This window comes from Mycobacterium intermedium, from assembly GCF_002086275.1.
Lineage (GTDB): Bacteria > Actinomycetota > Actinomycetes > Mycobacteriales > Mycobacteriaceae > Mycobacterium > Mycobacterium intermedium.
On sequence record NZ_MVHT01000001.1, the window covers coordinates 15,232 to 38,794 of the forward strand.

Annotated in this window: 9 protein-coding genes; 6 read left to right on the top strand and 3 right to left on the bottom strand. The window is 64.9% G+C overall.

Features of this window, described 5'->3' with window-relative positions; translation table 11 throughout:
* From BST27_RS00025 to BST27_RS00050, 6 genes are all read left to right on the top strand, one after another.
* Entirely contained in the window at positions 1 to 7,503 is a 7,503-nt protein-coding gene (locus tag BST27_RS00025) for a type I polyketide synthase (protein ID WP_069419285.1), read from the top strand.
* Positions 7,496 to 14,806 carry a non-ribosomal peptide synthetase gene (locus BST27_RS00030; protein ID WP_139804939.1) on the top strand — a complete coding sequence of 2,437 codons (7,311 nt, stop codon included), beginning with the start codon at positions 7,496 to 7,498 and terminating at the stop codon, positions 14,804 to 14,806. Before BST27_RS00025 ends, BST27_RS00030 begins: the two co-directional genes overlap by 8 nt.
* On the top strand, positions 14,803 to 15,966 hold the full coding sequence (locus BST27_RS00035) for an FAD-dependent oxidoreductase (protein ID WP_069419283.1): 1,164 nt from the start codon (positions 14,803 to 14,805) through the stop codon (positions 15,964 to 15,966). The genes BST27_RS00030 and BST27_RS00035 overlap by 4 nt, the downstream gene beginning before the upstream one ends.
* 127 nt (positions 15,967 to 16,093) lie before the next feature.
* Positions 16,094 to 17,044, top strand: coding sequence for an SDR family NAD(P)-dependent oxidoreductase (locus tag BST27_RS00040; protein ID WP_069419282.1), 951 nt, complete (start codon positions 16,094 to 16,096; stop codon positions 17,042 to 17,044).
* Complete coding sequence (locus tag BST27_RS00045; RefSeq protein WP_083274508.1) at positions 17,034 to 18,509, top strand: cytochrome P450; 1,476 nt, start codon at positions 17,034 to 17,036, stop codon at positions 18,507 to 18,509. The genes BST27_RS00040 and BST27_RS00045 overlap by 11 nt, the downstream gene beginning before the upstream one ends.
* Positions 18,510 to 18,524: 15 nt before the next feature.
* On the top strand, positions 18,525 to 19,361 hold the full coding sequence (locus BST27_RS00050; RefSeq protein ID WP_069419280.1) for a phthiotriol/phenolphthiotriol dimycocerosates methyltransferase: 837 nt from the start codon (positions 18,525 to 18,527) through the stop codon (positions 19,359 to 19,361).
* Here BST27_RS00050 and BST27_RS00055 read toward each other — a convergent pair.
* From BST27_RS00055 to BST27_RS00065, 3 genes are all read right to left on the bottom strand, one after another.
* The gene (locus tag BST27_RS00055; protein WP_069419279.1) at positions 19,349 to 19,831 is read right to left on the bottom strand and encodes a pyridoxamine 5'-phosphate oxidase family protein; all 483 of its coding nucleotides are present in this window, start codon (positions 19,829 to 19,831) and stop codon (positions 19,349 to 19,351) included. The genes BST27_RS00050 and BST27_RS00055 overlap by 13 nt on opposite strands.
* A complete protein-coding gene (locus BST27_RS00060; protein ID WP_069419278.1) occupies positions 19,821 to 20,222 on the bottom strand; it encodes a hypothetical protein in 402 nt (133 codons plus the stop codon). The genes BST27_RS00055 and BST27_RS00060 overlap by 11 nt, the downstream gene beginning before the upstream one ends.
* Before the next feature lie 106 nt (positions 20,223 to 20,328).
* Positions 20,329 to 23,517 carry an AAA family ATPase gene (locus BST27_RS00065; protein WP_069419277.1) on the bottom strand — a complete coding sequence of 1,063 codons (3,189 nt, stop codon included), beginning with the start codon at positions 23,515 to 23,517 and terminating at the stop codon, positions 20,329 to 20,331.
* Between the last annotated feature and the right edge of the window lie 46 nt (positions 23,518 to 23,563).

Below are 23,563 nucleotides of genomic sequence, written 5' to 3' on the forward strand. Positions count from 1 at the left end.
ATGGCCGTTAATGAGCCGATCGCCATTTTGGGGATGGGCTGCCGCTTTCCCGGTGGCGTCAAGTCCCCAGATGATCTGTGGCAGTTGCTGTCTGAGGAACGCGATGCCATCACGGAGTTTCCCACCGACCGGGGCTGGAACCTCGAAACGCTATTCGGGCCTGACCCCACCGCGCCGCGGGCCACGCATGTCCGCGGGGGAGGGTTTATCGAGGGCGTCAGTGATTTCGACGCCGCGTTCTTTGGCGTCAGCCCCCGCGAAGCGCATGCCATGGACCCCCAGCAACGCCTGCTGCTCGAGGTGACCTGGGAGGCGCTGGAGCGCGCGATGATCGACCCCAATTCGTTGCAGGGCAGTAACACCGGGGTCTACATCGGCGCGAGTGCACAGGAGTATGGGCCGCGCGTCTACGAGGAAACCGAGGGATATGCCGGCCATCTGGCGATGGGTACTCCCACTTGCGTCGCGTCCGGTCGACTGTCCTACATCTTCGGGTTGCAGGGTCCGGCGATGACGATAGACACGGGTTGCTCGTCATCGCTGGTTGCGGTGCATCTGGCCATTCGGTCGCTGCGATCGGGCGAATGTGACTTGGCGGTGGCGGGCGGGGTCACCGTCGTGTGCTCGCCCAGCGTCTACATCGGCCTCGGTCGGCAGGGCGCGCTGTCGGCCGACGGTCGATCAAAGCCGTTCGCTGCGGCCGCAGACGGATTTGGCGCCGCAGAAGGCGCTGGCGTCCTGGTGCTGGCCACCCTGTCACACGCGCGTAATTGCGGCTACCCGGTACTCGCGTTGGTCCGCGGCAGCGCCGTTGGGCAGGACGGGGCCACCGGCGTGCTCTCCGCGCCGAGCGGACCGGCGCAGCAGCGGGTGATTCGGCGGGCCCTGTCGGATGCGAGGCTGAACGCGGGCGATGTGGACGTGGTCGAGGCGCATGGCACGGGCACCAGAATCGGCGATCCCATCGAAGCGCACGCGCTGCTCGCGACGTACGGAAAAGCCCATTCGGAGAAACACCCGCTGCTGGTGGGCTCGGTCAAGTCGAACATCGGTCACACCCAGTGGGCGGCTGGCATCGCCGGCGTGATCAAGGTCGTGCAGTCGATTCGACACGGGGTTGTACCTGCCACACTGCATTTCGATGCCCCTACACCCCACGTGAATTGGTCGTCCAAGACTGTCGAGGTGGTCGCCGAAGCACGCCCTTGGCCTGGCCCGGGCGAGCGGCCCGGTCGACCGCGACGTGCCGGGGTGTCGTCGTTCGGCATCAGCGGAACAAATGCCCACGTGATTCTCGAGCAGGCTCCGCGAGAGCCGTTGGCGCCGAGGACAGCTCGAGTGAGCCCCACGATGACGCCGTGGGTGTTGTCCGCGAAGTCACCGACGGCATTAGCCGAGCAGGCGGCTCAATTGCGGCAATACGTCGAGGAACACGACGACTTGGATCCGCAGGATATCGCGTTCTCGCTGATTACCACCCGGGCGCTGTTCGATCAGCGTGCCATCACCGTCGGAACCGGACGCGATGAGTTGTTGGCTGGGTTGGCAGCGATAGCTACAGGTGCGCCTGCACCGAATACGGTGGCTGGGAAGGCCGCAGCGCCCGGCAAGACTGTCTTCGTGTTCCCCGGTCAAGGATCACAGTGGCCGGGCATGGCGTCCGAACTTCTCGAGCATGCTTCGGCGTTCGCCAATCAGATGCGGCTCTGCGACGCCGCGTTCTCCGAGTTCGTCGACTGGTCGCTGCTGGAGACCGTGCGGAGCCCTTTGGCCCCAGACCGGGTCGATGTGGTACAGCCCGTCCTGTTCGCCGTGATGGTTTCGTTGGCCGCGCAATGGCGAGCGCTCGGCATCCACCCCGACGCCGTGCTCGGTCATTCGCAGGGTGAAATTGCGGCGGCCCACGTCGCTGGTGTCCTGTCACTGCGAGACGCGGCGAAGGTAGTCACGTTGCGCAGCAAGGCTGTCAGCACGATCGCGGGAACGGGTGGCATGGTTTCCCTCGCGTGCTCCCCGGAACGGGTCCACAAGCTGATCGAACCGTGGGCCCAGTCGATTTCGATCGCCGCGCTCAATGGTCCGCGTTCGACCGTTGTTACCGGCACCTCGGCGTCGTTGGACGAGTTGATGATCGCATGCGATCGCGACGGGGTGCCGTCCAGTCGTATTCCCGTCGACTACGCTTCGCATTCGGCGCACGTCGAGGACTTGCGGGAGTCGTTGCGCCAGCAGCTTTCCCGGCTGCGCCCCCGACCTGGCGAGATCACCTTCATTTCGTCAGTCACCGGTGCCCGGCTCGACACCGATGTCCTCGACGGCGACTACTGGTTCGCCAATCTGCGGCAACCGGTGTTGTTCGAGCAGGCGGTCCGATGGGCATGTGAACACGACTACGGCACATTCATCGAGTCGAGTCCACACCCGGTACTGATCGCTGGCATCCAGGAAGCGGTAGAAGATTACGGCGACGGCCACCGCGTGCTAGGCACGCTCCGACGCGGCGAAGGCGGCATGCGGCGGTTCTTGCTGTCGGCTGCCGAGGCGCACGTGCACGGCCGCACACCCGACTGGATGGCCATGTTCTACGGCACCGGCGCACGGCGTGTTGAACTGCCCACCTACGTCTTTCAACGCAAGCGCTACTGGATGGAATGCGGGTCGGGTTCCATCGACGCGGGCAGCCTCGGCGTGGACGGCGCCGAACATCCCCTGCTTGGCGCAGTTGTGACACAGGCGGATTCAGACGTGACCGTGCTCACTGGTCGGTTGTCGCTCGGCTCTCACGCATGGCTGGCCGACCACAAGGTCCACGGTGTGGTGCTCGTGCCGGGTGCGGCGATGGTTGAGCTGGCGTTGCGGGCGGGGGACCAGGTGGGATGCCCCCGACTGGAGCAACTCGTGCTACACGCGCCGCTGATCATCGGCGACCACGCAGGCGTCGCACTGCAAGTCACCGTCGGTGCCGAGGACGAGTCAGGCGAACGTCGCGTCCAGATCTACTCGCGGATCGACGACGGCGCGGACCGGTCGTGGACGCGGCACGCGAACGGCATACTGTCCCCGGCCCAAGACGTCGCTTCCGACGAACCCCACCAGCCCGCGAGCCCATGGCCACCAGAGGGCGCGGAATCGATCGACGTTTCCGAGGTTTACCCGCAACTGGCCATGGTGGGTTACGAATACGGACCCGCATTCCGCGGGCTGCGCAAGGTGTGGCGTAGTGGCCCCGAGGTCTTCGTGGAGGCGGTGCTGCCGGAGCAGGTGGCGAGCGACGCGGACCGATTCAGTCTCCACCCGGTGCTTCTCGACGCCATCCTGCACGGTATCGGCGCCGGTGGCATCCTCGCCGCATCCGAGCTCACCAGGCTGCCGTTCGAGTGGGCCGGGTTGTCGTTGCACGTCGGCGGCGTCAACACGCTGCGGGCCCGGATCCGACTCATCGGCTCCGATACCGTTGCCCTCACGCTGACGGACGACCGCGGGTGCTTGGTCGGGCGCATCGAATCACTAACCCTGCTGGGGATTTCACCGAGCCAATTGCAGATGGGTGCGGCCGCCGATGACGCAGTGTATGGATTGAACTGGGTCGCTCTTCCTCCGGCACAACGTGACGCCGCGCCACCGGCTGGCAATGTGACAGTGTTGCGCTGCCCGGCAACGCTTTCCGATTGTGCAGCGATGACCGCCGGTACCCGTCGCGTCCTGGAGCACGTGCTGGAGCGCGTCCAGAAGTGGCTGTCGAGCACGAGTCACGACGCCGACGCACGACTGGTCGTGCTCACCCGCGGCGCGGTCGCGGCCGAGTCGTTCGAAGCCGTCACCGATATCGGCCACGCGGCCGTGTGGGGTTTGTTGCGTAGCGCGCAGACGGAGAACCCGGACCGCATCCTGCTGGCCGACGTCGACGATTGGGCCAGCGCCGATGTCGCGGTCGCCGAACTCATCAACCGTGATGAACCGCAACTCATCTGCCGTGATGACGTGTGCTTCGGTCCCCGCTTGGCGCGGACCGAACGAATCGAGGGCGCTGATCTGGTCGGAGTGGACAACTGGCGGCTGGCCACCCTCGGTGACGGCACATTGGATTCACGGAACTTTGCCTTGCGCCCGTGGCCCGAATCCAAGCGGCCACTGGAGCCCGGACAGGTACGGCTGGCGCTGCGCGCCACCGGGGTGAATTTCCACGATGTTCTGACCGCACTGGGTCACCCGTCCGACTACGACGTGGGCCTCGAAGGCTCCGGCATCGTTATCGAAGTAGCCGACGACGTCGTCGATTTCACCCCGGGTGATCGTGTGATGGGTCAGTTCTTCGGCGCGGGACCGGTTGTCGTCGTGGATCACCAGAGAATCGTGCGGATGCCCGCCGGCTGGTCCTACGAGCAGGCCGCCACGGTGCCCGCGGTGTTCCTGACCGCGTACTTCGCGCTGGCTCACGTCGCACGCGTGCGTCCGGGCGAGCGGGTCCTCGTGCATGCCGCCACGGGTGGTGTCGGGATGGCCGCGGTGCAGTTGGCCAGGCATTGGGGTTTGGAGGTCTACGCGACCGCCAGCCCCGGGAAGTGGGATGCATTGCACGGCATGGGGTTCGACGATCGCCACATCGCGAACTCGCGCACGCTCGAGTTCGAGCAGAAGTTCCTCCAGGCGACCGGCGGAGCGGGCATGGACGTCGTTCTCGACTGCCTGAAGGACGAATTCGTCGATGCATCGCTGCGGCTCTTGCCGCGCGGCGGCAGGTTCGTCGAGTTGGGCAAAGCGGACATCCGAGACCCTGACGAGGTCGCCAGCCGGCATCCGGGTATTCGATATCGAGCGTTCGATCTGCTCGAGGATGTCGCTCCGGCGCTGCTCAACGAGATGCTCCTCGAGTTGGCGGAACTGTTCGAAGCTGGTCGACTGCGTGCGCTGCCGCTGCGTTCGGGGGATATCCGGCAGGTGGCGGAGGCCTATCGGTTCTTGCGCCGCGCACGCCACGTCGGGAAGTTGGTGCTGACCGTGCCCGGGCCACTCGATCCTGAAGGAACGGTGTTGATCACGGGCGGCACCGGCGTGCTCGGGACGCTGCTCGCCCGGCATCTGGTGACTCGTCACGCTGCGCGCAATCTGTTGCTGGTCAGCCGAACCGGCCGAGCGGCCAAGGCCGCTGCAGCTTTGGCAGCCGAACTCACCGAACTCGGTGTTCGCGTTCGGATCGAGTCGTGTGACGCGGCAGACCGAGATGCATTGCAGGAACTGTTGGCCGGCATACCGGTTGAGCACCCGTTGACCGCCGTCATCCACGCCGCAGGCGTTCTTGACGACGCCGTGTTCACCGGGTTGACGCCACGTCACCTGGACGCGGTGTTGCGTCCCAAGATCGACGCCGCGTGGAATCTGCACGAACTGACGGCGTCGGCTGACCTGTCGGCATTCGTGCTGTTTTCCTCGGCCGCCGGCGTACTCGGATCCCCCGGCCAGGCGAACTACGCGGCGGCCAACGCATTCCTGGATGCCCTGGCGAAGCACCGACGGCAGCACGGGCTACCAGCAGTCTCCATGGCGTGGGGATGGTGGGCGCAAGCGACCGGCATGACGGGTCATCTGGACGAACGCGATCGGTCGCGCATGAGCCGTTGTGGTTTTGTTCCGATGTCGTCGGCCGAAGGCCTTGCCCTGTTCGATGCGGCGCTCGGACAACCGCATCCCGTTGTCGTACCGGCACGGTTCAATCGCGCGGCCATCCGCTCGGCGTCGGGGGCTAGTGGTCCGCCGCCCGTCTTCCGCGCACTGGTTCGCGCACAGCGGCGCACCGCCGGAAGGCAGACCGCCGAGTCCTCGGGTGATCTGCTGCATCGGTTGGCCGGGATGAGCGTGTCCGAGCGGCAGGGCGCGTTGCTTGACATCATCCGTTGCAACGCCGCCGCGGTGCTCGGCCACGATGACCGCGATGCGGTGGGCACGGATCAGGAGTTCAAGGAGCTCGGCTTTGACTCGCTGGGCGCGGTCGAATTTCGCAATCGACTCAAGTCCGCCACCGGGTTGAAATTGCCCACCACCGCGGTGTTCGACTACCCAACCCCAACGGCGCTGGCCCGCTACCTGACCCAGGCGCTCGATACCGATGACGTGCAGGACGCCGAGGACGCCGGTGCCGTGCCGGCCTGCCAGGACGAACCGGACGAACAGGGCTATTGGCCGTTGACCTCCTATCAACGCGACATCGTCGCCGTCGCTGCCCGGTACCCGGATCTCCCAATTACTCAGGTGGTTGCCCACGCTCGCCTGGATGGCTCGGTGCATCTGGAGTGGATGCGGGAGTGCGTGCGACGGACATATCTACGAAATGACGCGCTCCGGTTGCGTTTCGAGTTCCGCGACGGTGAGTTCGTTCAGTACATCGGTACCGAACCGCCCGAGCTTGAGTTTGTCGATTTGACCTCCGAGGCGGATCCGGCGGCAGCACGTGAGCGCTGGATTGACGAAGCGAACACACACGTGCTTCCCCATACCGGACCGCTGACCCGGGTGGCCGTCCTCGTTGATCGCAGGGACTCGTTCCTGGTGTACGCGTGCTTCCATCACGCCGTGGGGGACGCGTGGGGCATCAATCTTGCGCTCAGCCAGGTGCTCGGTGAATACGAGTCGGGACCGGACACCCGCACCGAGATGGACGTGGACGCACCGGCGTATGTGGACTTCGTACGCACAGAGCGGCAGTATCGCGCGTCCGCCCAGTGGGCGGCCGACCGAGAGTACTTCGTCGACAAGCTCCGTGACGCAGAACCAGGCTTGTTCGACCGCAGCGGATCGGTGCGTACTCGAAACCGGCACCATCGCAGTTTCCAAGTGAATCCGTCGACGGCTCAGCGTCTGCGCGATACCGGCCGCACCATCTTCGCCGTCACAACGGCCGCCATCGGCGAATACCTGCGCCGCATCCATCGGGGCAAGGACATCATCATCGGAGTCCCGTTCCTGAATCGATTGTCGGACATCGACCTGCGCACGGTGGGTTGCATGACCAACATGCTTCCGCTGCGACTGCCGGATGGCAGCGCTCTGTCGATATCGGAGCTGGCCGATCGGGTGAGCGCAGAAGTATGGGAACTGCAGGCTCGCCAGCGGTTCGCCTACGGGGACATCGTCTCGGCGTTGCACAACGGCGCCGGCGGGACCACGTTGTTCGACGTCACCTACTCCTACCTGGCGGTCGCCGAACACGAACAGGCGCAGGGGATTTGGCAGGACGCCAGTGTGATTGCGTCGGGTTACTCGCTGGACGCGGTCAACATCGTCGTCCGAGACTTCGCGCGGGACGGGTCTCTTGAAGTGGACTTGTTCTACGCCGACGACGTCTTCGACGACAATTACCGGTTCGCGGACGCCCTGCGTCACGTGGTGACCCTGATCGACAGGGCGCTGGACGCACCGGATACGGCGCTCGGTGACATCGGCATGCTGTCGTCCGAAGACCACAGCGAATTGGATGTATTCGCCTACGGTGGAGCCGTCGATGCTTGACGTTGCGGATGTCAGGATCGACCAGTTGGCCCCGGGCGTCCCCGGCAACCGTGCAGCGGTGTCGTGGGCGGGCGGAGCACTCTGCTACGCGGGTTTCGACGCCGCCGTCGGCCACATCGCGCAAGCGTTGCACGCCAAGGGTGTTCAACGTGACGACTGCATCGGGGTGATCGTGCCGCGCTCGGCGGAGTCGGTCGTCGCGATCCACGGCATCCTCCGCGCCGGTGCGGCATACGTGCCAATCGACCCGGCTTACCCGGCGATGCGCATCCGCACGGTATTGCAGGAGAGCGGTGCGCGGGTAGCCGTGGCGGGAACCGAATTCGCCGAGCTGACAAGTCAACTCGGTATTGACCGCATCCAACCGAGCCTCACCGAAGCTCATCCCGTCGAACCGGTCGCCGCGCTCGAGGACCTGGCTTACGTGATCTACACATCGGGATCGACCGGACGGCCCAAGGGCGTGATGATCGAGCACCGGTCGGTGCTCAACCGACTGCAATGGATGCAGCGGCGGTATCCGCTTGGTCCCGATGACGTGATTCTGCACAAGACTCCCACCACGTTCGACGTCTCGGTGTGGGAGTTGATGTGGTGGGCGATGGCGGGTGCGAGCGTCGCGCTGCTTGAGCCGGGCGGTGAGCGGGACCCGCGCAAGATCATCGGCGCTGTGGAGCGACATCGTGTGACAGTCATGCATTTCGTGCCGACGATGCTGACTCCATTCCTGGATCAAATTGAGGAACAGCGCGATTCCTTACGTCGGCTGACCTCACTGCGCACGGTGTTCTGTAGCGGGGAAGCGCTGACGCCGGCGCTGGTCGAGCGATTCAATCGAGTCTTCGGTGCCGTCGGTGTGCCGCGGCTGGTCAATCTCTACGGACCCACCGAAGCCACGGTCGACGTGAGCTACTTCGACTGCCCCGCGACCGGCCGGATCGAGGCGGTGCCGATCGGAAAGCCGATCGACAATACGACCCTGCTGGTGCTCGATGATCGCGGAAACCGTTGCCCGGTCGGCGTTCCCGGTGAATTGAACATCGCGGGAGTGGGACTTGCCCGCGGCTATCGGGGACGCGAGGACCTGACGGCGGCCGCGTTCGTCGCGGACGACCGGGTGCCGGGTGGTCGGCGATACCGCACCGGCGACCTCGCCCGGTGGCGAGCCGACGGCAACCTCGAGTTCCTCGGCCGCCTCGACGACGAGGTCAAGGTCCGCGGCAACCGGGTGAGCCTCGGGGAGGTCCAATCCGTCATGGAGTCGTGCCCGGGGGTGCGATCTGCGGTGGTGACAGCCGAGCCGTCGGACACCCACGGCACCCACCTGATCGGCTATTTCGTCGCTGATCTCGTCTCGATCGGTCAACTGAGCTCATACTTGGAACACCGGCTGCCGGCTTACATGGTTCCCACGACCTTCGTCGAGATGGACTCCTTCCCCGTCACGACGAGCGGCAAGTTGGATCGTCGGGCGCTGCCGCGGCCGGGTGCGCCCGACGAATCCGCGGTCGGCCCGCGCACTCCGACCGAGGCGGCGCTGGCCGATGTGTTCGCCTCGGTGCTGAAGGTCGAATCCGTTGGGATCCACGACAACTTCTTCACCATCGGCGGCGACTCGATCCTTGCCCTCGCGGTTCGCAGCGAGGCGGAGGAGCGCGGCATCGTCTTGGATATCGAGGACGTGTTCGCTCATCCGACGGTCGCGGAGCTGGCCCAGGCGAGCGGGGGAGCGGCAACGATGCCGGCCGGTGTCACAGACGCGTTCGCCTTGCTTGCGCCGAGCGACCGCGCCGCTCTGGGCGAGGCCGAGGATGCGTTCCCCGCGACGACGCTGCAACTCGGCATGCTCTTCCACAGCGTGGCCAGCGCCGCGTCGACGATGTACAAGGATGTCTTCCGCTACCGCGTGGCGATGCCGTGGCGCGAAAGGGCGTTCACGGATGCCTTCGATCGGCTGGTGGCGCGGCACCCCGCGCTGCGTTCCTCGTTTGACCTGAGCCAGTATTCGATGCCCGTCCAGGTTGTCTGGCCCCGGGTGTCGCCGGTGTTGGACGTCGTGACCGGAGCCGACGATGCGCTGGTCTGGGACTACATGGCCGCCCGTCATGTGCACCGCTACGACGTGGAACGGGCTCCGCTCTACAGCCTGCGCGTCTTTGTTCGGGATGAGGGCGTGGATCTGGTCTTCGCATTCCACCATGCGCTGCTGGATGGTTGGAGCGTGGCAAACCTGATCCGTGAATTGGTGCAGGACTACTTGTCCTCCATCGGTGTCGATGTGCCACTGGTGGACGGCGGACCATGCTCGGCGACCCTGCTCGCCGAACATGTCCGTCTGGAGCGGGAGGCTCGGAAAGACCCAGCCGCTCAGGAGTTCTGGCGTCGGGCCCTGGACGGGTCACATGCGACGTCACTGGATTCGCAGCGCGAGCCCCGGCCGGTGGTCATCCCGGACGCGTTGACCGTGCTGATTCCGCAGGAACTGCAGGATGGCGCAGCGCGATTGGCCAAGTCGCTCGACCTTCCAATGAAGTCGGTGCTGTTGGCCGCGCACTGCCTTGTCCTGCAGAGACTCTCCGGCGAGACGGACGTCACGACCGGTGTGGTCACCCACGGGCGCCCCGGTCGTGTCGGCGCCGAGGTCGCCGCCGGGCTGTTTCTCAACGTGATACCGATGCGGCTCGGCGGCGGGGCGACGACCTGGCGTGACGCCGTGAAACACGTCGCTCGGTTCGAGCGTGTAAGCCATCGCCATCGGCGCTACCCACTGCAGGCCATGCAGTCCGACGCGGGCCGCCCGCTGTTCAACACGGCGTTCAACTACGTCAACTATCACCCATTCGCCGAGTTGGCCGCCACTGACGGAATCGAGCTGCTCGACTTCGACGTGCAAGAGCAGACCAACTTCGCGTTACTCGCTACCGCCGGAATCGACCCCCGAACGCAGCGATTGTTCCTACGGGTAAACGGCGATCCGCGGACCGAATACGCCGATACCTTCCTGCAGGTCTTGACGTCGGTCGTCGATTCACCCGAGCAGACCATCACCACATTTGACTCTGCGTCCAGGGCGGAAAAGTACGACAAGACACCGCCAAAAGCGCAGCATCAACGTGCTTCGGCCGAGGCGGCCCTGGCCGAGGTGTTCTCCGAGGTGCTCGGTCTGAGCTCCGTCGGAATCCATGACAACTTCTTCACCATCGGCGGCGACTCGATACTTGCCCTCGTCGTGCGCAGCAAGGCCGAAAAGCGTGGCATTGCCTTCGATATCGAGGAGCTTTACGCGCGACCCACGGTGGCCGAACTGGCGCAGCTGAGTGCACGTCCGGCACCGGACACGCCCGGTGTCACGGACGCGTTCGCATTGGTTCCGCTGATCGACCGTGCTGCGTTGCATGACGCCGAGGACGCCTTCCCGGTGAATGCCTTGCAACTGGGGATGCTCTTTCACAGCATCGAGCGTGCCGATTCGACGATGTACAAGGATGTGTTCCGCTATCGCTTCGCGATGCCATGGTGCGAAGCCGAATTCAGCGACGCGTTCGCGCACCTGGTCACCCGGCACCCCGCACTGCGGTCGTCGTTTGAACTCAATCAACATTCCGCGCCGCTGCAGGTGGTGCGCCCGCAGGTGCCGCGCAGAGCATTCGACTGCGTGATCGGAGCCGACGACTCCGATATCGACCGCTACCTGGCTGCCCGACACTCGCAACGTTATGACTTCACCCGGGCTCCGCTGTACAGCTTGCGCGCCTTCGTCCGGGATGACTGCGTTGACCTGGTCTTCGCGTTCCATCACGCAGTGCTGGACGGCTGGAGCGCGGCCAACTTGATGCGTGAATTGTTGCAGGACTATCTGTTCCGCCTCGGCTTCGACATCCCGGCTGTCGACACCGACATCCACTCGCCCACCATGCTGGCCGAGCATGTCCGTCTGGAACGCGAGGCGCTGGCAAATCCCGCGACCCAAGAGTTCTGGCGTCGGGCGCTGGACGGAGCGCGGGCAACGACGCTGCAATCCTTCGTTGCACACCAATCCCCAACGGCCGCCAATCCGGCAGTGACACTCCTGATCCCGCAGTGGCTACAGGATGCGGCCGGACGACTGGCGAAGTCGCGTGGCCTGTCGCTGAAATCCCTGCTGCTGGCGGCCCATTGCGTCACACTGCAGCGACTCTCGGGTGAGGTGGACGTCACCACGGGACTGGTCACCCACGGGCGGCCCGGCCGCGCCGGCTCCGAAACGGCTGCCGGCCTGTTTCTCAACACGATCCCGGTGCGGCTCGATGGGACATCGACGACCTGGCTCGACGTTGTCGAACACCTGGCTCGATTCGAACGCGCGAGCCATCCCCATCGGCGGTATCCGTTGCAGGCCATGCAGTCCGACGCGGGACGCCCCCTGTTCGAGGTTGTATTCGACTACGTGAACTATCACCTGATGGTCGAGCGGGCAAGTGCCGGCATCGAACTGCTCGACTTCGAAGTGCGCGAAAAGACAAACTTTGCGCTGTGGGTGACCGCCGCGGTGGATCCTCGGACCAGCCAGCTGTCGCTGCGCGTCACGGGTGATTCGACGGTACTCACCGCTGCACAAGCGCGTGAATATGCGAATTCGGTTGTGCGAGTGCTGGCTACCATCGTGCGCTCACCTGAGGGGGCAGTCGATCCGGCGGCCGACGATCTCGCCTCGCGTGACGTTGCCCAACTCGTCGCCGAGCAGGCGGCCGGGAACCCGGGCGCGACGGCAGTCTCTTGCGAGGCGGCGAACTGGACGTACGCAGATTTGGACCGCGGCGCAGACCGAATCGCGGCCGGCCTCTTGGCAGCAGGCATGCCCTCGGGAGCTCGCGTGGCGGTGATGCTGGAACGGTCGCCGGAGCTGATCGCGACGGTGCTCGGCGTGCTGAAGGCCGGCGGGGCGGTTGTCCCGTTGGATGTCAGTTATCCACACGCACGAATCCACTTGATGATCGAGCGCGCCAAACCGTTCCGGGTCATCTCCGATATCGCGGAAGTTCGTGCGCTATTGGAAGTCCCGGCGACGACGACACTGCCGGCGATCGACCCGGAAAGCGCGGCCTACGTCTTGTTCACTTCCGGTTCGACGGGCGAACCCAAGGGTGTTGCGATGCCACACCGGGCCCTGCACAACCTCGTCACCTGGCAGAACCGGCGGCCGTCCGGTGCCGTCGGCGGGTTGACGTTGCAGTTCTTCCCACTATCCTTTGACGTCTCGTTTCAGGAAATCTTCTCCACGTTGTGTGGCGGTGGCACATTGCGGTTGGTTTCCGAGGAGCAGCGTAAGGACTTTCGGGCACTGGTGCGTCTCGTCGCGGATGAACGGATCGAGCGGGTGTTTCTGACCTGCGTCGCGTTGCAGGCATTTGCCGAGGCCGTCCAGGTGTCGCGAACACCGTTGGAGTCGCTGCGCGTAGTAGTCAACGTCGGTGAACAACTGCGGGTGACACCGGAGATTCGCCGGCTATCCAACGCGACTCCCGGTCTCGTGCTGGAGAACCACTACGGTCCAACCGAGACCCACGAAGTGGCCGGCCACACGATGAGTGGTTCACCGGACGACTTTCCCACGTTGCCGCCGATCGGCACCCCGATCGACGGCGCAACGATCAGGGTGCTGGGCCCCGATCTTCGTCCCGTTCCGCTCGGTACGAAGGGCGAAATCTACATTGGAGGGAGCTGCCTCGCAATCGGTTATGAGGCGCGACCCGACCTCACCGCGGCGCGCTTCGTCGCAGTCGGCGAGCATGGCGATCGGATGTACCGTACGGGCGATCTGGGCGTCCAACTACCCAACGGCGACCTGATCTATCTGGGTCGGGCGGACGCCCAGGTGAAGGTGCGCGGCTACCGTGTCGAATGCGCTGAGGTGGAACTGGCACTGATGGGCCTCGGCAACAAGGCGATCCGAGAGGTCGCGGTCGTGGCGCGACACCTGGATGCTGCGAGCGGGGGGACGGACTCCGTCTTGGTGGCCTACCTCGTTGGGGACAGGGAAGGCGTCGACCTCGATGCGATCCGAGCCCATCTGCGAGCGGTGTTGCCCGCATACATGATCCCCGCCCACTTCCATTGGCTCGACGAGTTCCCGCTCACGCCAAGCGGTAAGCGAGAGGACAAGGCCCTGCGCGAACTGCCGTTGGCCACCACCACCGCAGCCCCGTCGAATGCCGTCCCGTGCAATCCATACGAGCCAGCGGTCGCCGAGATCATGGCGGAATTCGCGGGCAGCGCGGCATTTTCGGCCGACACCAACTTCTTCGATGCCGGCGGCACGTCGATCGGCGCCATGCGCGTCGTCCTGGCGGTTCAGCGAACATGGGATGTGGAGATTCCCCTGGATGCGTTTGTCGCAACGCCCACACCCGCGCACATCGCCGGCCTGATAGCGACCGGAGGTCCGGCGCGAACGTTCGATCCAATTGTGGTGCTGCGCAACTCGGGCGATCGCCCGCCGCTCTTTCTCGTGCACCCGATGGGTGGAAATGTCCTGTGCTATCTCGACCTGGTCAAGCACCTCCCGGATGATCAACCGGTTTACGCGCTGCAGGCCGCGGGTGCCGAACCGGGCGCGACGCCACTGCGCTCGATGAGCGAGCTGGCCGCGTCGTATATCGCGGCGATCCGCAGAGTTTGTCCCGAGGGGCCGTACCACGTCGGTGGCTGGTCCTTTGGCGGCTACGTCGCCGTCGAAATGGCGCGGCAGTTGCCCGACGAGGAATTGGCGTGCCTGATCCTGCTCGATACGACCGCGCTCGACGAGCGTTCCCGTGCTGTCGTCACCGAAAAAGACATGATCACCTGGTTCTTCGGGGAATTACTCTTGGAGGCGCACGGGGGTTTGAACGCGGCGCAGCTGACGGAGGAGTCCAACTGGGCCCAACGTGAGGAATCGTTCGATTCCGCCTTCCGCTACGCGGTGCAGGCCGGGATCGTTCCCGCCGAGAGCTCGCCTCAGTTGATCCGACGGCTCTACGAGATATTCCGTGCCAACTACCAGGCGACCCTGAACTATCGGCACGAACCGTTGGATCGCGACATCACGCTGCTCAGGTCGATCGACGATCTTCCGGCGCAGCTGGTGGGCCCGCACCTCATGGTCGGGAGCATGTTCGCCAGCCCGACCAACGGTTGGGAAATTCTCGCGCCGCGCAGCCTTCGGGTGATTGACGTTGCGGGGGACCACTTGTCGATGATGTCGGAACCGCATGTCGCGGACGTCGCGGCCAAGTTGTCCGCCGAACTGACTGCGGCGGACCTGGTGCACGGAGGGCGGCGATGAACGCACCGAAGGTGGCGGTGGTCGGCGCCGGGATCGGCGGTTTGAGCGCCGCCCTAGCCTTGCGGCTCAGAGGAATTGACGTCGAAGTCTACGAAGCGGCACCCGAACCGCGGGCCACGGGCACGGCACTGGGACTCGCCAGCAATGCCACCAAAGTGTTGCGCTCGCTGGGCATCGACCTGACAACGGAGACCTGCTGCCGCGCGCTCGAGCACTTTGAGTTTCGCACGGCCCGCGGCGCGCTGATCCGCGCGTTGCCGGGGGCTGCCATCACCGCAGAAACGGGCCATCCGTTCGTGAGCATTCACCGCAACGAGCTGATTCGTGCGCTGCGGAATGCCGCTTCCGACATACCCATTCACTACGGCGCGGAGGTAACCGAAATCGCTGTCGACAGACGCCACGCGTGGGCTGCGTGTGCCGGCGGCACCCAGGTGAGCGCCGACGTGTTGATCGGTGCCGACGGCATCCGGTCGGTCGTCCGATCAAAGGTCGCTGGTCAGCGTCCTCCGAAAGAGTATGGCTACGTCCTCTGGCTTGCCACCGTGCCCTTCTCGCACCCACGCATGCTGCCCGGATACACCGGCCACTACTGGGGCAGGGGACAACGATTCGGCCTCATCGACATCGGCGGTGGGATGGCCTACTGGTGGGGGGCAAAGAACCTGCCCGCCGCCGAGGCCCGGGACTGGCATGGGAGCAAGGCCGAAATACTTTCGGCGTTCGACGATTGGGCACCCGAGGTGGTCGACGTGATCGACCGGACCCCGGCGGACGCGATCATCAGTGTGCCCGGCCAGGATCGGCCCTTCCTCAAACGTTGGGGAAGCGGCCCGATCACCCTGTTGGGTGACGCCGCGCACCCGATGCTGACCAGTCGGTCGCAAGGAGCCAGTTCCGCGGTGGAGGATGGCTTCGTACTGGCGGAGGCACTGGCCCGTATACCTGATACGGTTCAAGCTCTTCGCGCCTACGAGGACAGGCGCCGGCGCCGAGCCGCGATGCTGGTGCGCAGCTCGCGTCGGCTCAACAAACTAGAGCAGGCGCAGAATCCCCTGGTCTGTGCCGCACGCAATCTCGGGGTGCGTTGCGTTCCGCTGCGATCACTGACTCGGAACACTGTCCGCCCCATGCGATTCGACCTGGGGTGGACCGGATGATACAGGCCGAGGTCCGTCGTCCCCTCCGCCCGGCCGAGCGGTGGTACTGGATCGCGCGGTACGCCGTCCTGCTCGTACCCGGCCGCCTCTACTCGGCGCCGCGACTAGTCAAAGAGGAGGGTCCACAATGGGTTCCCTGAGGTCGGCGCCGGCACGGTCGAAATCGATAGTTATCACCGGCGCTTCGAGCGGGCTGGGAAGGGCCGCCGCAATCCACCTCAGCAAGATCGGCTACCGCGTATTCGCGGGAGTGCGTAGCGAAGGAAGTGCTGGCGAACTCGCTGCGCTGCCGCCGTCGCTAGGGGAGCTGATACCGGTGTCACTCGATGTCACCGACGGGACTTCGATCGCGCGCGCAGCCGATTTCATCGATCACGAGTGCACAAACACCGGACTCTGGGCCGTGATCAACAATGCGGGCGTGTGCATCAGCGCACCACTGGAATGTATTCCGATCGACCTGGTTCGCACCCAGTTGGAGACCAACGTCGTCGGCGCACTTGCGCTCTTGCAGCATCTTCTTCCGCTGCTGCGCGCATCGGGGGGCAGGGTCGTCAACGTCAGCTCGGGCATCGGCAATGTCGCCCCGGCATACCTCGGGGCTTATGCCGCGGCCCAGTTCGCCAAGGAGGCGCTGAGCGATGCGCTGCGCCGCGAACTGCGCCCGCTCGGGGTGTCGGTGTCGATCATTCAGCCCGGCGCGATCCACACACCGCTGTGGGGCAAGATCCGCGAATCCGCGGATCAAATCATGTCCGCGGCGCCCGCCGACCTCAGCGTGACATACCGGGCGAAATTCGCCGCATTCCTCGAGATGAACGAGGCGCGTGGACAGGCGAGCAAGACGACGCCCACCGATTTCGCCGACACCGTGGCCGTCGCACTCGCCGCGAAGCGCCCAAAGGTCCGATACCGTGTCGGCCTCGATTCGTGGGGTACCGTCTTCGCCCGCCGTATGGTGCCCGATCGAATCATGGACGCGGTGATCGCAGCGGGGCTTGATGCCCTGACGGCAAAGAACTCTCAGCAGGTGCCAGCGCACACCGCCCTTTCCAGGGCCGGTGATCATGCCCGCTAGACGTTTCGCGGGAGATGTTCGCCGGCGGGTGAAAAGGCGGGTCCTCAAGGGCGGAGCGGTAGCCGCCCGCAGACTCTTGACGAACCGAAGTCCCGTCCGCCGTGCTCTGTCTCCGGCCCCGAAAGGCAGTGGATTGCAGCCAGTTCCAGGCGACAGAGGCCTTCCGTTACTCGGCGACGCCCTCGCCGCGGGAACTCTGCCGATTGAGTTTCTGCAGAGCCGGCTGCAAACCTACGGTCCAGTCTCCTGGATGCGCGTCTTTGCAATGCCAATAGTTCTCGCCCTAGGCCCGGATGCTACGCAGGAAGTTCTTACGGACAGCGACCACGTTTTCTCGCAGCAGGGCCAGGAGTTCTTCGCCGGCCGGTTCTTCAACCGGGGACTGATGTTCTTGGACTTCGCGGAACACCGCCTGCACCGTCGAATCATGCAGGAGGCGTTCACCAGGCAACGTCTGGGCGGCTACCTGCGGTCGATGGACACCATTTCTCGGGCCGCCGCTGCCGGGCTCAATGATGAGGAAATGCTGGTTTTTCCGTATCTCAAACGCACCTTGCTCGACATCGCCACGGTCGCGTTCATGGGTGATGAACCTGGACCGCAGAGTGACCTGATGGGCAAGGCGTTCATCCAATGCTTGCACGCGGCCACCGCCGTAATTCGCTTCCCAGTCCCCGGCCTGCGCTGGTGGGCAGGCGTGCGTGGTCGGCGTAAGCTCGAGCGATTCTTCCATAGCAACATCGACGCGCGACGGAAGTCAGGCGGCGACAACCTCTTTGCAGCACTTTGCCGTGCCCGCGACGAGGAGGGCAATCAGTTCACCGACGACGACGCCGTCAACCACATGATCTTTCTGATGTCGGCCGCGACCGATACCAGCGCCGCCGCCGCGACGGCCACCCTGTATCAGCTGGCGCTGCACCCCGAGTGGCAGGACCGGGTGCGCGCAGAGTCAGCCGATATCGGTGACGGGCGCCTTGACCTGGACGCGCTGGATCGCATGCAGGCGCTGGGAATGGTGATCAACGAGGCAATGCGCCTGGTAGCTCCGGTACCCGTCATCTTCCGGAAAGCGTTGAGAGCTACCTCCATCCAGGGCTGTTTCGTGCCGGCAGACACGATGGTGGCCGTCGCGCCTTTGCTCAATCACTACTGGCCCGGTCTGTGGACCGATCCTCGTACCTTCGATCCCGAGCGGTTCAGCGATGCGCGTCGCGAAGACAGAGCGCACCGGCTTGCCTTCGTGCCCTTCGGTGCGGGCGCGCACAAATGTATCGGCATGCACTTCGCCACCGTGGTGGTAAAGGTTCTCATCCACCACTTGCTTCGTGACCGTCGCATCGAGATGCGTTCCGGCTACTCCCTGGAATGGGACATGACGGCCTTGCCGGCTCCGATCGACGACGTCCCGATGTGCGTCCGTCGCATTAACCGTTCGTACGAAAACATAACTGCGACAAGGTAACTTGGAGGATACACCATGCACATTACGTATTTCTTGTCGTTCAACCGTTTGGTGTCCAGGTACTTCTACCGCCTCCAAACCCGTCTATTCGACTCCGCGGACGTGGTGTTCCTCAACATCGGCTACGAGGAGGATCCGCCGATGGCGCTCCAGTTGGCGGAGTGCGACGAGCCCGACCGGTTCTACATTCAGCTCTATCACCGCATCGCAACTCAGACCGCCCTGAGCGGAAAGAGAGTGCTCGAGGTTGGTTGCGGCCACGGTGGCGGAGCCTCCTACCTCATGCGCACTTTGCGCCCGACCTCCTACACTGGGCTGGACTTGAATCCTGCCGGCATCGCCTACTGCCGCCGTAGGCACCAGCTCGACGGCGTGGAATTCGTTCACGGCAACGCGGAGAAGCTGCCCTTTGCCGACCAATCCTTCGACGTGGTAGTCAATCTCGAATCCTCGGCTGCGTATCCTCACTTTTCGAGGTTTCTCGCCGAAGTTGTGCGGGTGCTCCGCCCAGGCGGGCATTTCCTCTACGCCGATCTCCGCCCCCGCGACGATGTCGCCGCGTGGGAATCTGCGCTCGCCGAGGCCCCGATGCGAATGCTGTCGCAGCAAGTCATCAATGCCCAGGTACTGCGTGCGCTCGAGGGGAACACGCAGCGGATCCAGGAACTGGTCATCCGGATGCCGCTCGGCCTGCGAACTATGGGCCGCGAATACTCAGGCATGAAAGGCACGAGGTTCTACCGCGCACTGCAACGCGAGGAATACCTCTACCGCATGTACTGCTTTGTCAAGGACCCGGGCGATGTCCAGAACGAAGATCGTGACGTCGCGGCTTTGAACTACGGAGCGTAGGACCGCGCGGCGGGCGTGGTCACAAGTTCTACTACTTCCGGCCTGACTTCAAGCACGCACTCCTGCCCTTTCTCACCCGACGTGACGAAACGACGCACCAGCGGGAGCAGTCGAACATGTGCGAGGGAGTTTGCGAACCCGCGTGGAGTCAGGATGTATTTGCGATAGTCGCGGCGCAAATACCAGCGGCAAATCTTCAGGTCGGTACGCACCACAGCGTTCCCGTAGATCCTAAGGGCCCGTTCATCGTTGGGCTCCCGCTCGATGTTGAACAGGATGGTAACTCGCGGGTTGGCCTTGACGTTCAGCGCTGCCAGCGTCCGGTCGACGGTGCCGAGGTAGATTCTTCCGTTCCCACACACGAAGTAGAGCGGGTTGACGTGGGGGCGTCCGTTGCGAGAGACGGTCGCAATGCGCGCTACCATCGCGCGGCGGAGGATTTCGACCACCGCCGGGTCGTCAGGATTCATCATCGACTTCCCTCATGCGCGCGTAATCCCAGGCGGCGGTCCGCGTCGGCTCGACCTCGAACCAGAAGAATCCGTCCGCCAAAACTGTCATTCCGTTCGGCGGCTCGACGACCCCGCGCACGTAAACCGCTCGGAGGTCAAAGAATTGGACACCGTCATCGACGAGCAGCACCACCTCGGTGTGAACGCCGAGCCGATTCGCGGTGCTCGACGGCAATCCTACGAAGTAGCGCCCGTCGCCGTTGCAGACAACGGTGACGGGCTCGACACGTGGGCCCTCCTCGCCGGCGAATGCCACGCATGCGCGCGGCACGCGTTCGAGCAGGTCGGCAACCTCCAACAGATCGACATTCAGCGTGACTCGCTTTTCCCGAACGGCTTCGGTGCTCACGGCAACCACCGACGGAGATATCTTCCGTTCATCAGAGAATCGTCCCTCCGATGCGGTGTGGTGGCGTTCAGTAGCGTGTTACTGAATCTCTTCCGACCGTTCGCCGTCAGTACGTAGTCCCTGGAACCATCGCCCGCGCCCAGTCAATATGTCCTTCGAAGCCAAGCGATTCGGCCATCGCGAGATAGCGGTTTGCCAAGTCATGGAAGACGTCGCCGTCGCCGATGGCGCGGGCGAGCAGCGCGCGCAGGCGCAGCAACATGATCTCGCGCATCGCCGCTTCTTGGTCGGTCCGCAGTTCCGTCAACCGGTCGATCATCTCTTGGGCTTCGGTCAGGTCACCCTCGGCGCCACGCTCGATCAGTGTCTCCACGAGCATGCCGGTGGCCGAAACGGCAGGGCCGAGCCGTTCTGCCTGATGCAACTCGTCGACGGCTTTGCGCAGCACCGCCATGGCGGCGTCGCGGTCGCCTTGCCTGGCCCTCTCGCGGGCGACCCAGGCTTCGACGATCTGCATCATCTGAAGACCGACCTGCTTGCGCTGCCAGATATCGCGGGCCTGAGAAAGTAGCTCCAGCCCGCGGTGCCGGTCGTCCGCGGCCTGGCGAGTCAGCAGCGCGCCTCCCAGTCCGTATTTCGCCACGCTCAGTGCGGTGTCGTTGCCGGCCCGTTCGGCGGTCTGCACCGCCCCCTCGATCGCGTGCAGCGCTGACTCATCGGCTCGCAGGACCCCGTAGTGAATCGCCCAGGCATAGGCCCAAGCGGTGGCAGTTGCGAAGGTTGTCGGGTCACTGTTCCGGGCCATTTCGGTGCCGTCCTCGAGATCTTGGCGCCACCCGGGGCGGCCAAGCCAGTACCGCGCGATACCGCGCCATACCAACGCGACTGCCAGCGGTGATCCAAAGCCGAATCCGGCTCCCATCGCGGGATCACCGGCGGCCAGATCGACGACGGTCTGCGACAACCGTAACGTTTTGTCCAATTCACCAGTATCCGCGTAGTTTGCGATACCCACCAACGCCATTCCCACCGTCAAGTTGGGATCTCCGACCGATTCGATCAGCGCCATCTGCTCGGATACCAATTGCGAGGCCTCGGCCGAGTGCCCGGTATAGAAGAGCTCGGTAATGACGCCGGTCATGCCGATGGCCAGCGATACCTTGTCGCCGCTGGCGTCGCACAACTCGCGCAATTCGGTGTAGCGGCTCTGTCTGTCCTGAACAGCTCGGCCCTGCCACTCGGTGGCACACAGCATGGTGCGGGCAGCGATGCGCATCGACAGCTGACCGGGGAAGTCGGCGGGTAGCGTGTCGGCGATGCGGCGTGCCCGCTCCCAACTGAGCCGGGCAGCGTCGAGATCGCGGTGGGTAGACCACGCGGCGGCACGCATGTGCCAGCCGTATGCCGTGGGCAGATCGCCGGCCGACTCGAGATGTTCGGCGATCAGCGCCGCGTTGTCCTCTACCGCGCCTGGCTCACGTTCTTGGATCGCGGCGGCCAGGCGGCGGTGCCACTGGGCGCGATCGGATTTCAACTGTGATTCGTAGGCCACCGCCCGGACGAGCGGGTGGTGAAAGGCATATTCGGCGCTCGGGAAGAACCGGATCTGATCGATCAGTTGCGCGGCCAGGAGTTCGTCGAGCGCCGGATCGATGTCCAGTGCGAGCAGGAGATCGGCTTCGAAGCGCGCTCCGATCACCGAGGCCGCAGTCAACGTGCGTTTCGCCGCTGGGGCCAACCGGTCGATGCGCGCCTCGATGGCGGCCTGGACCGTAGCGGGCACGCTCAACTCGGCGACATCCGCGGAACAGACATAGTCACCGCGCGCACCGCTCAGCACTCCGCGTTGCACCAACTCGCGCACCATTTCCTCGGCGAAGAACGGGTTGCCCGCGGCGCGCTCGGTAATGATCGCCGCCAGCTCGCTGACCGAGGGGTCGGCACCCAACAGCTCGGCGAGTAGCGCAGCGATATCCGAATCACCCAGTGGTGCAAGCGCTATGGTCTGGGCGCCGGGTACTCGGGCCAGCGCCCCCTGGTATTCGGGACGAGTGGTGATCAGCACCATCGACGGGGTGCGCCCCACGACGGTGAACAGATCGGCCAGCATCGACTCGCTGACCGCGTCGATCCAGTGGGCGTCCTCGACGACATAGAGCACCGGTTGGGTGCGCGCCAGCGACGCGGTATTGATCAATGCGCTCAACCGGCGGCGCCGGGCTTCCGCGTCGATCGCGGGCGGTGGCGTCTCGGGGTCGGCGACCCCGAGCAGATCCTCTAGCAAGAGCAGATCTTGCGGGTCGGCATCGGGGAACTGTTGCCGCACGCGCGCGCGGGCGGCTTGGCCGTCCAGATCTGCCACGCCGATGGCGGCGCGCAGCAGTCGTGCCAAGACCCCGAAAGAAATGTCACCGGCGTGCGACTCGCAAAAAGCCCAATACACCTCGGCCCCGCTACTGCCGACCAGCGCGGCAACTTCACGGGCCACCCGGCTCTTGCCGATGCCCGGCGGTCCTACCACCGTGACGACGCCGCCCCGGCCGCCGAGCGCGCGGTCCATCATGGCCTCAAGCGCCGCCATCTCCCAACGCCGACCGACCAGGGTTGCCTCGACGCGTTCAGCCAGTCCCTGTCGTGGTCGGATCGCCCGCAGTTGGCGCGCCTGCGCCGGTTCGTCGAATCCCTTGACAGGCACCCATTCCGGCTCAGACAGCACCACGGCGTGTTCGACGAGCCGTGCTGTCGATTCGGACAGCATCACCCCGCCTGGGGGAGCCGCCGATTCGATCCGTTGGGCGAAGCCGACCGCCTCGCCGGTTGCGGCGTATCCCAGCGTCCCAGAACCGATTTCACCGGCAATCACCCGACCCGAATTCAACCCCACTCGCAGCCGCAGTGCCACCCCATCGCGACCCGCCACCTCGGCGGCCAGCCGCTCGGCCTCCTGCTGAATGGCCAGTGCGGCCAGGCAGGCGCGGAAAGCGTGATCCTCCAACGCGACCGGGGCCCCGAACAGCGCCATCACCCCGTCGCCGTTGTATTCCGCGGTCCCGCCGTAGCGTTGCACCACCGCCGCCGAGCGCTCCACCAGCTCGGTCATGATTTCGCGCAGCCGCTCGATGTCCAGCGTGGCCGCGATATCCATCGAGCGCACCACATCGGCGAACAACACCGTCACCTGTTTGTACTGGGCACTGTCACCCGAAACCCCGACTGGGGCACCGCACTTGTCGCAGAATCTGGCGTCTTCGCGCAGCCCGGTGCCGCATGACCCGCACGCCACGCCCGCCGTCATCCCCGTACCGCCGATCCGAGGCCCCACTTACCCCGACGGGCTAAAG